Below are 14066 nucleotides of genomic sequence, written 5' to 3'. Positions count from 1 at the left end.
CCCCGCCGCCGACCGCTCGCAGGTCCCCGGCTCCGGCCCCGACGCCCCGCACGGCCCGCCCGTTCCGCCGTCCTGGGATCCGCTCGGCGCCGCCCCGTTCGCGTGGGATCTGCCCGAGCCCGGCATCCACGTCGACGGCGAGGAGCCGCGCGGTCGCAAGCCCAAGTCGCGGCTGACCAAGATCACGCTCGGTCTGGCGCTCATCGCGGTGGCCGTGGCGACGGGTCTGTCCGCGCTCGGCAACATCGAGTGGCTCGACACGACCCGCATCGCGGCGATCGCCCTGGCCGTGGTGGCCGGAGGTCTGCTCATCGGCGCGATCACCCGTCGCGGTCACGGCCTGCTGGTCCTGGCGGGTCCGCTCGCCGGGTTCGTGCTGCTGGCCTCGCTCATCCAGGTGCCCGAGGGCGGCTGGGAATCGATGGGCGAGAAGACATTTGAGATCACGACGCCGGCCCGCCTCGAACAGCCGATCACGCATGAGGTCGGCAGCATCACGGTCGACATGCGCGGCCTGGAGCTCGACCGGACCCGCGACTTCAAGATCTCCAACGACGTCGGCTCGGTGGACGTGATCCTGCCCGAGGATCTGGCGGTCAACGCGACCTGCACGGCCGACGCGGGCAGCGTGGACTGCCCGGACCCGGCTGACCTCACCGGCGCCCCGGACGGCGAGCCGGTACTGAATCTCAACATCTCCAGCGGACTCGGAAGCGTGAAGGTGACCCGATGAACACGACGCACACAACCCCACTGCCCGCCTCCGGCGGCCACGAGGACGACGACGACAACGCCACCACCGCCCCACCCGCCGGCGGCCACCCGGGCAACGATCAGGTCGGATTCGGCCAGGTCGGCAATCCTGCCCAGACCAGCAGCTTTGCCCAGTTCGGCTCCCTCGCGACCGCCAGCTTCGGCAGTGCGAGCACCTCCTTCGGCGCTGGCCCGCAGGCTCGGCCCGACCATCCGCTCGACACGCCGCTGCCGTACGGCTCGGGGTTCTCGACCACGCAGCCACTGGGTTACGGAACCGGGCCGATGGACCTGGGGATTGCGTCCTACGGCTCGGCGGGCGGCGCTGCCAACGGTGCGGTCGAGGTGGCTGATCGCAAGAAGTCCGGCTCCCCGGTCCTGGCCGTCGCGGGCATCCTCTCGATGGCGGTGGCCGTGTGGGCGATCCTCGGCGGGCCGGTGATCACGCCGACCGTGCTGCTCGCCACCGGGCTGGTGTTCACGGTGATCGTGGGGCTGGTGATGGTGGTCCGCCGCTAACCAGCCCCTGAGCTGCCGCTGCCCCACCGCCGACCAGCCGCCGATCCGCCGCCGATCCGCCGCCGATCCGCCGCTGGCCCTCCCCAGATCCCGAAAGACCTGTCGGAATGCGAAAGACAACCCCAATCGTGGTTGTGAATCGCATTCCGACAGGTCTTTTGGTGCAGCGGCCCGCGAACGACCTGCAAAGCACCTGAATCCGCCTGACTCAACGCAACAGCCGCCGCAGCCGCCCCAATGGCAGCTTGCGGCGGCTGTGCGCTACGCGGCGGAAGCGGCAGCGGCGGAAGCGGCGGCGGCAGCGGCAGCGGCGGCCGTCACTCCCACTCGATGGTCCCCGGCGGCTTGCTCGTGATGTCCAGCACGACGCGGTTGACGTCCGGGACCTCGTTGGTGATGCGATTGGAGATCAGGGCCAGCGTCTCGTACGGCACTCGCGTCCAGTCGGCGGTCATGGCGTCCTCGGAGCTGACCGGGCGCAGCACGATCGGGTGACCGTAAGTGCGGCCGTCGCCCTGGACGCCCACCGAGCGGACGTCGGCCAGCAGCACCACCGGGCACTGCCATACCGAATTGTCCAGGCCGGCCGCGGTCATCTCCTCGCGCACGATCGCATCGGCCGCGCGCAGCGTGTCGAGGCGCTCGCGGTCGACGGCGCCGACGATACGGATGCCCAGACCGGGCCCGGGGAACGGGTGGCGGCCGACGATCGACTCGGGCAGACCAAGCTCGCGGCCGACGGCCCGGACCTCGTCCTTGAACAGCAGGCGCAGCGGCTCGACGAGGGTGAACTCGACGTCGTCGGGCAGGCCGCCCACATTGTGGTGACTCTTGATGGTGGCCGTGCCGGCGCCGCCACCGGACTCCACGACGTCCGGGTACAGCGTGCCCTGGACGAGGAAGTCGACCGAGCCGGCGGAAGCGGAGGAGCCGGCGGAAGCGGAGTCGGCGCCAGCGGCGGAGTCCGCGTCAGCACCTGCGGCAGCGCCCGCCGAGCCCGCGCCCGAGCCAGTGCCCTGCCCCTGGAGCTCGAGGGCCTGGGCGACCGCGCGCTCGAAGGAGCGGATGAACTCGCGGCCGATGATCTTGCGCTTGGTCTCGGGATCAGTGACGTCGGCGAGGTGGCCGAGGAACACCTCAGAGTCGTCGAGCGTGATGAGCGGGGCGCCGATCGCGGACGCGAAGTCGGTCTCCACCTGCTCGCGCTCGCCGGCGCGCAGCAGGCCGTGGTCGACGAACACACACGTCAGCCGGTCGCCGATCGCACGCTGCACGAGCGCGGCCGCGACGGCCGAGTCGACGCCACCGGACAGGCCACAGATCGCGCGGCCCTCCCCGATCTGCTCGCGCACCGACTCGATGAGCTGCTCGGCGATATTCGCGGCGGTCCACGACGGCTCGAGCCCGGCCACCTCGGTCAGGAAGCGGCTCAGCACCTGCTGGCCGTGCGGCGAGTGCAGCACCTCGGGGTGGTACTGGACGCCGGCCATCCGACGCTCGGCACACTCGAACGCGGCCACAGGCGCGCCCGCGGAGGTGGCGGTCACCTCGAAGCCGGCGGGCGCGGCGGTCACGGCATCACCGTGGCTCATCCACACCGGGTGCGCCTCGGGCAGTCCCGCATGCAGCGCGCCGCCGGTCACGGTGACGTCGGTGCGTCCGTACTCACGGTTGCCGGTCTGCGACACCTCGCCGCCGAGCGCCCGCGCCATGGTCTGGAAGCCGTAGCAGATGCCGAACATCGGCAGGCCCAGCTCGAACACGGCCGGATCCAGCGACGGCGCATCCTCGGCGTACACGCTGGCCGGCCCGCCGGAGAGGACGAGCGCCACCGGGTTCTTGGCCTCGATCTCCGCGGCGGTCGCGGTGTGCGGAATCACCTCGGAATAGATGTGCGCCTCACGCACGCGCCGCGCGATGAGCTGCGCGTATTGGGCGCCGAAGTCGACGACGAGCACCGGTCGCGGTGCCGCCGCCTCGGCAGTGAGCTGGGAATCGTTCTGTGCTTTCTCGGCCACGGGATTGAGTCTATGCGCCACGTCGTCGTCGTCGTATTCGCCCTACGCCCGTCCCCCACCAACGCAGCGCGAAAAAGGAAGGGTGCCCACGCGCGGCGAACCTAAGTACAAGTATTACGACGACGACAACACCACCGCTCGCCCGTCACCCACCGGCGGGCACCAACGAGAGTTCACACGGGCGCTCTCACGCGCACACACTCGACCATTCACGAGCGCATTAACGAGGAAGGCCTCCCCCTGGAACGCATGACGGGCTTGGACGCGAGCTTTCTGTACCTGGAGACCCAGGAGCAGCAGATGGCGATCAACGGCATCGTGCATCTGGACGTCACGACCATCGCCGAGGGCTATTCCTTCGAGCGGATGCGCGGTGGGCTCGCGCGGCGGGTGAAGGAGATTCCGCCGTTTCGGCGCAAGATCTACGACTCGCCGCTGAACGTGGGGCACCCGGCGTGGGTCGAGGACTTCGACTTCGACATCACCCGCCACGTCAAGCTGATCCGGATGGATGCGGCGGCGGATGAGGGCGAGTTCTTCGCGCTGTGCGGGGAGCTCGCGTCGACGCCGATCGATCGTGCGCACCCGCTGTGGGAGGCGTGGTTCATCGAGCGCGCCGGCGAGGAGGGGCGCGGCAGCGGTCAGGGGCGCGCGAAGAAGGACGCGGCTCCGCGGATGTCGGTGTTCTTCCGGGTTCACCACGCGGTGATCGACGGGATGCTCGGTGCCGAACTGCTGTCATCGCTCGCCACCACCAACGCCTCTACACCTGAGCAGGATCCGGCGCTGATCCGCACGCACGTGGGCAATCCGAATCCGCTGCAGCTCGTGCTCGGCGGGATGCGGGACATGCTGGGCCGGCCCGCCGCGTTCTTCCGGCTGCTGCCCGAGACGCTCGGGATCCCCCGCGAGATGAAGCGCGCCCGCGATCAGGTCTGCAGCACCGAGTCGATGCCCGCGCCGTTCACCGCGCCCAAGACGGTGTTCAACCGGGCGCTGACCCCGCATCGCGCGCTCGCCACCGCCACGCTCGATCTCGCGAAGGCCCGTGAGATCAAGTCGCTGCTCGGCGGGACGGTCAACGACGTGCTGCTCACGGTGATCGGTGGTGCTGTGCGCGAGTACCTCGACCTGCACGGCGGGGCGCCGGAATCCCCGATGGTCGCGATCGTGCCCATGTCGATCCGCGGGGACGCCCCGCCCACCGGTGCCAATCAGGTGTCGGCGATGTTCGCCGCGCTGGCCACCGACAGACTCGACCCGGTGGAGCGCTTCGACAAGATCGCCGCCTCGTCGGAGGTCGCCAAGAAGCAGGCCGGCAGCATCCGGCCGGCGCTGCTGGAGAACTGGGGGCAGATGAGCCCGCACTGGATGCTCGACGCCGGGATGCGCGCGTACGAGTTCCTGCGCCTGGCCGACCTGCATCCGGCGATCTACAACTTCGTCATCTCGAACGTGCCCGGCCCCAAGCAGTCGATCTACTTCCTCGGCGCGCGGATCACCAACATGCACCCGTTCGGGCCGCTGCTGCACGGCGCGGGCCTGTCGGTGACGAGCCTGTCGTTCGACGACCACCTCGATCTGGGCGTCATCACCTGCGAGCACCTCGTGCCGGACCCGACGGTCGTGGCCGGCCTCATCGAGGAGGAGTTCGAGAAGCTGCTCGAGCGGGCCCGGACGCTGGATCCGTCGGCTCCGCGCCTCGAGGGCTGAGCCGGGCCCTGCTCCGGCCCCGCCCGGCCCGCCCGGCCCGCCCGGCAGCCCCCGCCCGAAACACAGCAACGCCCCGGCAGTATGTGAACTGCCGGGGCGTTGCGGTCGTTGCGGTCGCTGCGTGCGCTGCAGGCTCGGCGACGCGTTAACTCACCCCGACGATCGGCAGACGCAGCGCACCGGGCGCCGCCTCGGGAACGACCGGGGACTTCGGCGGCACCGGCGTGACCCGCACGTACACCTGCCCCTGCTCGGGTCGCGGGTCGGCCTCGCCCTTGTTCGGCCACAGCGACATGGCGCGCTCGGCCTGCGCGGTGATGGTGAGCGCCGGGTTCACGCCGAGGTTGGCGGAGATCGCCGAGCCGTCGACGATCGACATGGTGGGGTAGTTCCACACACGGTGGTACGGGTCCACCACGCCGGTCTCAGGCGAGTCGGAGATCGGGCAGCCTCCGAGGAAGTGCGCGGTCATGGGCATGTTGAAGATGTCGCCCACGGTGCCGCCGGGAGTGCCGTCGATCTTGTCGGCCAGGCGGCGGGTGGCCTCGTTGCCCTTGGGGATCCAGGTGGGGTTGGGCTCGCCGTGGCCCTGGCGGCTGGAAACGTACTTGAACGGGCCGAAGCGCTTGACGAAGGTCTGCAGCGAGTTGTCGAGGTTCTGCATGACCAGCACGATCACGGTGCGCTGGCTCCAGCGGCGATAGTTGAACATCTTGGCCGCACGCAGCGGGTTGCGCAGCATCTCCAGCAGCAGCAACAGCCAGCGGGGGACGCCGTCCTTGCCGTCGGTGAGCAGGGTCTGCAGGGCGGCGATCGCGTTGGAGCCCTTGCCGTAGCGGACGGGCTCGATGTGGGTGTCGGGGCGCGGGTGGAAGGAGGAGGTGATGGCCACGCCCTCGGAGAAGTCGCGCTCGGGGATGTACTTGTCGCCCATCGCGCCGAGGATCGACTCGGAGTTGGTGCGGGTGAGCGTGCCCAGCGCCTTGGACATGCGCGGCAGGCTGCCGGCGTCCTTGGCGTAGTGCAGCAGGTGCTGGGTGCCCCAGGTGCCGGCGGCCACCACGACGTGCCCGGCGGTCATGGTGGTGGCGCGCTTGCCGCGTTTGGTCCAGGCGCCGGTGCGCTCAAGAGTGACCTCCCACGAGCCGTCGCTGCGCTCGCGCAGGTCGGAGACGGTGGTGCGGTCCAGGATGCGGGCGCCGGCGCGCTCGGCCAGGCCGAGGTAGTTCTTGACGAGCGTGTTCTTGGCGCCGTGGCGACAGCCGGTCATGCACTCGCCGCACTCGATGCAGGCGGTGCGGTCGGGGCCGACACCGCCGAAGAACGGGTCGGGAACGGTCTCGCCCGGCTTGCCCTGCCCGCCGGTCTTCTCGCCGAAGAACACGCCGACCGGGGTGTAGACGAAGGTGTCCTCCACGCCCATGTCGCGCGCGACCTCCTTGACGACCGTGTCGGAGTGGGTGTGGGTGGGGTTGGTGACCACGCCGAGCATGCGGCGGCCCTGGTCGTAGAACGGGGACAGTTCGGAGTCCCAGTCGGTGATGTGCGCCCACTGCGTGTCCTGGAAGAACGGCGCGGGCGGCTTGTACAGCGTGTTGGCGTAGTTCAGCGAGCCTCCGCCCACGCCGGCGCCGGCCATGACCAGCACGTCCTTGAGCATGTGGACGCGCTGGACGCCCCACAGGCCGATCTGGGGAGCCCACACGAACTTGTTGAGCCGCCATGAGGTCTTGGCGAAGTCCTCGTCGGCGAATCGCCGGCCCGCCTCTATAACGGTGACGTTGTAGCCCTTCTCCGTCAGTCGGAGTGCGGTGACACTGCCGCCGAAACCAGATCCGACGACGACGACGTCGGTGTCCGTCGGCCGGGCGCCGCCGGCAGTCGCCGGGGTGGACGGACCAGAGGCGGGCCCCGTAGTCGTGGGCGAGCCAGGTGTGGGCGGCTGTGTAGGCGTCGACATGGCGGAACTCCCTGATGTTCAGTCGATGATACGGGTCACATTACTACCCGCTCGTTCCAGAACCTACCCGACAGTAGGTTCACTTTTGTCAGGCTTGTACGCAATTAGTTGGACGACTGACCATTTGGCCCGCGCTCCCCCCGCCGCTCGCAACGACGACACCCCGCGACCATGGCGGCCGCGGGGTGCGCAGGAGTCGTTCGGATTCGTCAGGTGCGAACCGACAGGTCCACCTTCTGGAATCCCTTGACGTCGGTGTAGCCGCACTTGGCCATCGCCCGCCGGAGGCCGCCCATGAGGTTGCGGGTGCCGTCGGGCACGTTGGTGGGCCCGTTGAGCACCTCGACGAGCGGCGCGAGGTCGGTCTCGTCGTCGGCCTCCGCGACGTGGCCGCGGGGCAGGTTCGGGTGCGCGGCGACCGAGTCCCAGTACACGCCCCGACCGGGCGATTCCAGCGCGCCGGCCAGCAGCGGCCCCAGCGCCACGGCATCGGCGCCACAGGCGACGGCGCGGGCGATGTCGCCGGAGTTGTAGATGTCTCCGTCGGCGATCACGTGCACGTACCGTCCGCCGGTCTCGTCGAGGTAATCGCGCCGTGCGGCGGCGGCGTCGGCGATCGCGGTGGCCATGTGGACCTCCACACCGAGCACCGGGCCGGTGGTGGTGACCCCGTTGACGCCGCCGTAGCCCACGATCACGCCGGCTGCGCCGGTCCGCATGAGGTGCAGTGCGGTCTTGTAGTCCACGACACCGCCGGCGATCACCGGCACGTCGAGTCCGCCGATGAAGTCCTTGAGGTTCAGCGGCTCGTCCTCGCCGCTGACGTGCTCGGCGGAGATGATCGTGCCCTGGATGACCAGGAGGTCGATGCCGGCCTTGATCAGTCCGGGAGTGAGCTCGCGGGCGCGCTGCGGCGAGACGCGCACGGCGACCGTGGCCCCGTCGTCGCGGATCTTCTGGACCGCGGCGGCGAGCAGCTCCTGGTCGATGGGTGCCCGGTGCAGCTCCTGCAGTCGTGCGACCGCGCGGTGTCCGGTAACGTCCTCCAGCGCGAGCTCGCGCAGTTCGGCGATCGCCGCTTCAGGGTCGGCGTGGCGGGCCCACAGGCCTTCACCGTTGAGGACGGCCAGTCCGCCGAGGTTGGAGAACTCCAGGGCCGACGACGGCGACACGACCGCATCCGTCGGGTGGGTCATCACCGGGATGTCCATCTGGTAGGCGTCGATCTGCCAGGCCGTCGACACCTCCTTGGAGCTGCGGGTGCGTCGTGACGGGACGAGGTCGACCTCGCCCAGCCCGTACATGCGCCGGGCTTCGCGACCCAGCCCGATCTCTACGACATCTCGCACGGTGACCTCAGTCCTTGACGTTGTAGTTGGGTGCCTCGACGGTCATCTGGATCGCGTGCGGGTGGCTCTCCTTGAGGCCTGCTGCCGTGATCTGGACGAACTGGGCATTGTTCATCTCGGGGATCGTCGCCGACCCGGTGTAGCCCATGCCCGCGCGCAGGCCGCCGCCCAGCTGGTGCAGCACCTGTGCGACGTCGCCACGGTACGGGACCCGGCCCTCGATGCCCTCGGGCACCAGCTTCTCCTCGGACAGCACGTCGTCCTGGAAGTAGCGGTCCTTGGAGAAGGACTTCTCGGCTCCCGGGGCGCCGCGGCCGCGCATCGCGCCGAGCGAACCCATCCCGCGGTAGACCTTGTACTGCTTGCCGTCGACGAAGATCAGCTCGCCGGGCGACTCGGTGCAGCCGGCCAGGAGCGAGCCGAACATGCAGGCCGATGCGCCGGCGGCGATCGCCTTGGCCACATCGCCCGAGTACTGCATGCCGCCGTCGGCGATGACGGGGATGCCGGCAGCCTTGGCCGCCACGGATGCCTCGAGCAGGGCGGTAATCTGCGGGGCGCCCACACCGGCCACGACGCGGGTGGTGCAGATGGAGCCCGGGCCGATGCCGACCTTGATGGCGTCGGCGCCGGCGTCGATCATGGCCTGCGCGGCGCCACGGGTGGCGAGGTTGCCGCCGATGACCTGGACGCGGTCACCGAACTCGCGCTTGACCCGCGAGACCATGTCGAGCGCGTTGCGGTTGTGGGCGTGGGCGGTGTCCACGACGAGGGCGTCGACCCCGGCCTCGGCGAGCGCTCCGGCGCGCTGCCAGGCGTCGTCGCCGGTGCCGATGGCCGCGGCCACGCGCAGGCGTCCGTCGGCGTCCTTGGTGGCGTTGGGGTGCTTCTCGGTCTTGACGAAGTCCTTGACGGTGATCAGGCCGGTGAGGCGGCCGTCGCCGTCGACGATCGGGAGCTTCTCGATCTTGTGGCGGCGGAGCAGTCCGAGCGCGGCCTCGGCGGTGACGCCCTCGCGTGCGACGACGAGCGGCGCCTTGGTCATGACCTCGTCCACCCGGCGGGACTTGTCCACCTCGAAGCGCATGTCGCGGTTGGTGATGATGCCCACCAGCTCGCCGCGCTCGTCCGTCACGGGAAGGCCGGAGATGCGGTAGCGCGCACACATCTGGTCCACCTCGGCCAGCGTGTTGGCTGGCTTGCAGGTGACCGGATCGGTGACCATGCCGGCCTCGGACCGCTTGACGGTGTCGACCTGGGCGGCCTGGTCCTGGACGGAAAGGTTGCGGTGCAGCACGCCGATTCCGCCCTGGCGGGCCATGGCGATGGCCATGCGGGCCTCGGTGACGGTGTCCATGGCGGACGAGATGAGCGGCACCTTGAGGGTGATGTCACGCGTCAGCTGGGTGCTGGTGTCGACCTCGCTGGGGACAACCTCGGAGGCAGCCGGAAGAAGGAGGACATCGTCAAAGGTCAGTCCGACCATGGCGACCTTGTTCGGGTCGTCGCCGCCGGTGCGCACGGGGCCATGCGACTCGCTCATATGCCGTCCTCCTGGGGGTCGTCTCGGTGGTGTCACCGAGAATAGTGGTTAGTGGTCGCGGGATTCGAACCGTCGACCCCGTCTGTACTTCCTGCCAACCCCCGCGGGGCGCACTTTCGTCCCGTCGACGGGTGCCGCCCACCCCGTTCGTGTGTGGCCGGCCGCTCGTGCTCCGGTCGCGCTCCGGGCGCGCTCCGCTCGTGGTCCGCTCGTGGTCCGCTCGTGGTCCGCTCGTGCTCGGGTACCCCATTTGCCGTTGTCACAGGTACGGTGGGGGCGTGAACGATCCCCTTCGGCACGGTATGCCGCCCGACCCGTTCGCCGGCGACCCGGATGATCCGGCCGCAGAGCTGGCCGAGTTCGATCCCGTGGACGGTGAATTCCCCGTCACGCCGCTCGAGCCCGACGAGCGAGTGGCCATCGAAGAGGACCTGGCGGACCTCGCGGAGTTCCGTCGCCTGCTTGCCCCTGTCGGGGTGAAGGGTGTGGCCGTCCAGTGCGAGGACTGCTCGGAGGAGCACTTCCACGAGTGGGACATGCTCCGCGCCAACCTCATGCAGCTGCTCCAGGACGGGACCCTGCTCCCCCACGAGCCGGCCTTCGATCCGATCCCGGATGACTACGTGACGTGGGAGTACTGCCGCGGCTACGCGGACGCCGCCCGCGCCATGCGGCCGCCGCGCAAGCTGAACTGGCGTCGCTGACGCCACACGCACACACGACACACGGGCCGGCCCCGAACCTCGCGGAGAGGTTCGGGGCCGGCCCGTGTGCTGTAGACAGTTCGGTCAGCCGGCCGCGCCTGCGCCTAGCTGAGCATCGGCGCGCCCAACTCGACGACGCGACGTGCCTAGTTGGTCGGCGACGTACCCGGGCTGCTGTTGTTCGACGGAGCAGTCTGCTGAGGGCTCGGCTTCGGCTGCTTGGTCGTGGTGGGCACCTGGGTGACCGTGGTGCGGGCCTGTGACGGCGCCTGCTGAAGGACCGCTCCCTCGTCGAGCGGCGCCTTGTCCCGGCCCGTGGTGGGGTTCAGGAAGTCCTGGATCCGCTGGGTGTCGAGCGGGATCTGCAGCGTGGTGGAGATCTGCAGCCCGTCGAGCGGGAGCGGGATCACCGGAACACCGGGCGCGGGCTGCGGGACCAGATCGGTCGGCACAGGCCCCGGAGCGCCGGGCACCAGGGTCGCGGGTCCGCCGCTCGTGGGCGCGGGCTCGGGAGCCGGCGCGGGTGAGGGCACGGCGCTCGGGGTGACGCGGCTCAGGTCGCGACGGATCGCATCCCGCCGCTTCATGAGCTCGACGCGCTCGGAGGCGTTCTCCACCTCGTCGAGGCGATTGCTCACCTCGTCCAGGAGGCGCTCCGCCTCGCCGTGGTCGCCTTCGCGTGCCGCGTCATCCGCCTTGGCCAGGTATTCGCTGAGGTCGTTGACCAGCTCCACCTCGCCTGCACGGTCGGAGAAAATCGTCTTGGACACGCCCCACAGCGGGTCGCCGGGCATCGCACTGTGTGCGGCCACGGACAGGCCACCGACGATCAGCGCGGCAACGGCCGCTGCTCCGGTCGCGGCCTGCCACAGGGCGGGCCGCTTGCCGTGGTGGTGCTTGTCGCCCCGGCGTCCCCCACGGGGACGAAACGGCGTCACGTTGGGCGCCATCGCCACCTCGATCTCCTCGGCACTGGGGAGAGCGGGCAGGTCTGCGGCCCCGGTCTCGGCGCGCCAGTCGGCGAGCAGCGCGAGAAGGGGGTCATCACCGGCGGGTCGTTCGCCACTGCCGAGAAGGTCGAGGAGCTCGTCGTCGTGATCGACCGCAGCCGCGTCGACGTCATGCGCGTCGAGCGAGGCGTCGTCAGCCCAGGTACCCCGGGCGACATCGTCGTCATTCATCGCCAACGCTCCTCTCCATCCTTCTCGATCGTTGCGCGGAGCTGCTTCATCGCCCGGTGTTGGGCGACGCGCACGGCTCCGGCAGTGCTGTCGACGATCTCGGCGGTCTCTTCCGCAGAAAGCCCGACCACGACTCGTAGCCGGACGATCTCCCGCTGTTTCTCCGGCAGGGTCCCCAGGAGCGATTTGACCGCCCTCGAGACCTCGCCTTCGAGAAGGTGGTCCTCCGGCCCCGTGTCATCAGAGAGCACCTCGGGGAGGTACTCCACGGCATCGGCCTTGTTTCGAGCGTTGCCCCTATGGGCGTCCGCCACCTTGTGAGACGCGATCCCGTACACGAATGCCATGAAGGGCCGTCCCTGATCCCGATATCCCGGCAGGGCCGAGAGAACCGCGATCAGGACCTCCTGAGCGACATCGTCAGCAGACAGGTTGGCCCTCTCCGAGCCGCCGACGCGGGAGCGGCAGTACCGCACCACACCGGGCTGTACGAGTTCAAGCACCCGCGCAGCAGCAGTCCGGTCTCCCTTGACCGCTGCGGCGACGGCGAGTTCCAACTCGTCTGCTGTACCTGTCATCGAATTCGGGGGGCTCCGTGTTACATCGCTGTGTTACGGAGCACGGCCTTTCTCTCAGGGACGCGACGCAGGTCGCGGCGGGGACGGTGCCGGGGGCATGGTGCCACCGACGCGGTACGCACCCATGTGAGGCGCGTGACCCCTGGGTCGTAGGAGTACTGCTGAGCGCCAAGCGTAACTGTTGGGGGTGCCGTGAGACCAGATAACAGGCCCCAGACGGCACCGACCCCGTCCCCCGGCGCGCGGGGAACGGGGTCCGGAACCCTAACTCGGCCCGTACGGGTGACCGCGCAGGAGCACTCAATCGGGCCAGAGCGCCCGGGTCAGTGCATCCGAGTCAGGGAGCCCGTGTCAGGGCATCCGAGTCACAGCGCCTGATTCAAATCAGTGCGCGTGGCCGTGGTGCCCGTGGCCGGCCGCGGCGTCCGGCTCGGCCGGCTTCTCCACGATCGCGGTCTCGGTGGTCAGCACCATGCGGGCCACCGAGCAGGCGTTGACGACGGCCGAGGAGGTGACCTTGACCGGGTCGATAATGCCGGCCGACAGCAGGTCACCGTACTCGCCGGTGGCGGCGTTGAAGCCGTCGCGGGCGCCCATCTCGGAGACCTTGCTCACCACGACAGAGCCGTCCTCGCCGGCATTCGCGGCAATCCAGAACAGCGGAGACGACAGCGCCTTACGGACTACGTTCACGCCGACGATCTCGTCGTCGTCGTCCATATCTGCGGCGAGTCGCTCCAGGGCGGCGGCGGCCTGCACCAGCACCGACCCACCACCTGCGATAACTCCCTCTTCAACCGCGGCCTTGGCCGAGTTGACCGCGTCCTCGACGCGGAGCTTGCGCTCGGTGAGCTCGGTCTCGGTCGCGGCACCCACGCGGATCACGGCGACGCCGCCGGCGAGCTTGGCGATGCGCTCCTCGAGCTTCTCGCGGTCCCAGTCCGAATCGGTGGCCTCGGCCTCCTTGCGGAGCTGGGCGACGCGGGCGTCGACGTCGGCCTGGTCGCCGGCGCCGTCCACGATGATCGTCTCGTCCTTGGAGACGGTGACTCGGCGGGCCTGGCCCAGCACGTCGATGCCGGCCTCGGACAGCTTCATGCCCAGGTCGGCGTTGACGACCTGACCCTTGGTGACGATCGCCAGGTCGTCCTGGAACGCCTTGCGACGGTCGCCGAAGTACGGGGACTTGATGGCGACGACCTTGAGGGTCTTGCGGATCGAGTTCACCACGAGGGTGGACAGGGCCTCGCCCTCGACGTCCTCGGCGATGATCAGCAGCGGCTTGCCGGTCTCGGCGACCTTCTCCAGCAGCGGCAGCAGGTCCGGCAGGGAGCTGATCTTCTCGCGGTGGAGGAGGATCAGGACGTCCTCGTAGATGGCCTTCTGCTCGTCCGGATCGGTGACGAAGTACGGCGAGAGGTAGCCCTTGTCGAAGGCGATGCCCTCGGTGACCGAGACGTCGGTGTGCAGGCCCTGCGACTCCTCTACGGAGACAACGCCGTTCACGCCAACGGCGTCCATGGCCTCGGAAACCATGCGGCCGATCTCAGGGTCACGCGAGGACACGGTGGCGACCTGCGCCACGGCCTCGGAGCCGGACACGGGGGTGGCGGCGGCGCGCAGGTACTCCACGGCGGCGGCGGAGGCCTTCTCGATGCCCTTGCCCATGGCCATGGGGTTGGCGCCGGCCACGACGTTGCGCAGGCCCTCGCGGATGAGCGCCTGGGCCAGCACGGTGGCGGTGGTGG

The 14066-nt window shown here is 69.7% G+C and carries 10 protein-coding genes and 1 pseudogene; 4 read left to right on the top strand and 7 right to left on the bottom strand.

Features of this window, described 5'->3' with window-relative positions; genetic code table 11:
- A pseudogene (locus tag G6016_RS06815) lies at positions 1-733 on the top strand (PspC domain-containing protein); the annotation flags it as partial.
- On the top strand, positions 730-1272 hold the full coding sequence (locus G6016_RS06810; RefSeq protein WP_182631921.1) for a hypothetical protein: 543 nt from the start codon (positions 730-732) through the stop codon (positions 1270-1272). The pseudogene G6016_RS06815 and the gene G6016_RS06810, both read left to right, overlap by 4 nt.
- A 317-nt stretch (positions 1273-1589) precedes the next feature.
- Here G6016_RS06810 and guaA read toward each other — a convergent pair whose 3' ends face one another.
- Entirely contained in the window at positions 1590-3290 is a 1701-nt protein-coding gene (gene guaA / locus G6016_RS06805; RefSeq protein ID WP_182631920.1) for a glutamine-hydrolyzing GMP synthase, read from the bottom strand.
- Positions 3291-3539: 249 nt separating this feature from the next.
- Between guaA and G6016_RS06800 the strand changes: the two genes are divergently transcribed.
- Entirely contained in the window at positions 3540-5003 is a 1464-nt protein-coding gene (locus tag G6016_RS06800) for a WS/DGAT/MGAT family O-acyltransferase (protein ID WP_182631919.1), read from the top strand.
- A gap of 145 nt (positions 5004-5148) precedes the next feature.
- Here G6016_RS06800 and G6016_RS06795 read toward each other — a convergent pair whose 3' ends face one another.
- The 3 genes from G6016_RS06795 to guaB all read right to left on the bottom strand — a co-directional run bounded on the left by G6016_RS06795 (position 5149) and on the right by guaB (position 9855).
- A complete protein-coding gene (locus G6016_RS06795) occupies positions 5149-6963 on the bottom strand; it encodes a GMC family oxidoreductase (RefSeq protein WP_182631918.1) in 1815 nt (604 codons plus the stop codon).
- A 209-nt stretch (positions 6964-7172) separates the two neighbouring features.
- Positions 7173-8312, bottom strand: a complete 1140-nt coding sequence (locus G6016_RS06790) for a GuaB3 family IMP dehydrogenase-related protein (RefSeq protein ID WP_182631917.1) — start codon at positions 8310-8312, stop codon at positions 7173-7175.
- Positions 8313-8319: 7 nt separating this feature from the next.
- Positions 8320-9855 carry an IMP dehydrogenase gene (gene guaB / locus G6016_RS06785; protein WP_182631916.1) on the bottom strand — a complete coding sequence of 512 codons (1536 nt, stop codon included), beginning with the start codon at positions 9853-9855 and terminating at the stop codon, positions 8320-8322.
- Positions 9856-10133: 278 nt separating this feature from the next.
- On the opposite strand from guaB, the gene G6016_RS06780 reads away from it, so the two are divergent.
- A complete protein-coding gene (locus tag G6016_RS06780) occupies positions 10134-10559 on the top strand; it encodes a DUF5319 domain-containing protein (protein ID WP_380022719.1) in 426 nt (141 codons plus the stop codon).
- Between the two features lie 146 nt (positions 10560-10705).
- On the opposite strand, the gene G6016_RS06775 is transcribed toward G6016_RS06780, so the two are convergent.
- The 3 genes from G6016_RS06775 to groL all read right to left on the bottom strand — a co-directional run.
- Positions 10706-11740, bottom strand: a complete 1035-nt coding sequence (locus G6016_RS06775; RefSeq protein ID WP_182631915.1) for a hypothetical protein — start codon at positions 11738-11740, stop codon at positions 10706-10708.
- Positions 11737-12318 (bottom strand): sigma-70 family RNA polymerase sigma factor, encoded by a 582-nt coding sequence (locus G6016_RS06770; protein ID WP_182631914.1) that lies wholly within the window; start codon positions 12316-12318, stop codon positions 11737-11739. Before G6016_RS06770 ends, G6016_RS06775 begins: the two co-directional genes overlap by 4 nt.
- A gap of 384 nt (positions 12319-12702) precedes the next feature.
- Positions 12703-14066: chaperonin GroEL (gene groL, locus G6016_RS06765; RefSeq protein WP_182631913.1), on the bottom strand; the 1364-nt coding region annotated here is incomplete at its 5' end.

Origin of the sequence: Dietzia aerolata, from assembly GCF_014144865.1 — a bacterium.
Classification (GTDB): domain Bacteria; phylum Actinomycetota; class Actinomycetes; order Mycobacteriales; family Mycobacteriaceae; genus Dietzia; species Dietzia aerolata.
Note: the sequence above shows the minus strand (reverse complement) of the source record. Positions and strands in the feature narration are given on the sequence as shown.

Excerpts from the sequence above, each read along its gene's own strand:
- G6016_RS06810 (WP_182631921.1), top strand. The coding sequence starts at position 730 with ATGAACACGACGCACACAACCCCACTGCCCGCCTCCGGCGGCCACGAG.
- guaB (WP_182631916.1), bottom strand. The coding sequence starts at position 9,855 with ATGAGCGAGTCGCATGGCCCCGTGCGCACCGGCGGCGACGACCCGAAC.
- G6016_RS06795 (WP_182631918.1), bottom strand. The coding sequence starts at position 6,963 with ATGTCGACGCCTACACAGCCGCCCACACCTGGCTCGCCCACGACTACG.
- G6016_RS06800 (WP_182631919.1), top strand. The coding sequence starts at position 3,540 with ATGACGGGCTTGGACGCGAGCTTTCTGTACCTGGAGACCCAGGAGCAG.
- G6016_RS06770 (WP_182631914.1), bottom strand. The coding sequence starts at position 12,318 with ATGACAGGTACAGCAGACGAGTTGGAACTCGCCGTCGCCGCAGCGGTC.
- G6016_RS06775 (WP_182631915.1), bottom strand. The coding sequence starts at position 11,740 with ATGAATGACGACGATGTCGCCCGGGGTACCTGGGCTGACGACGCCTCG.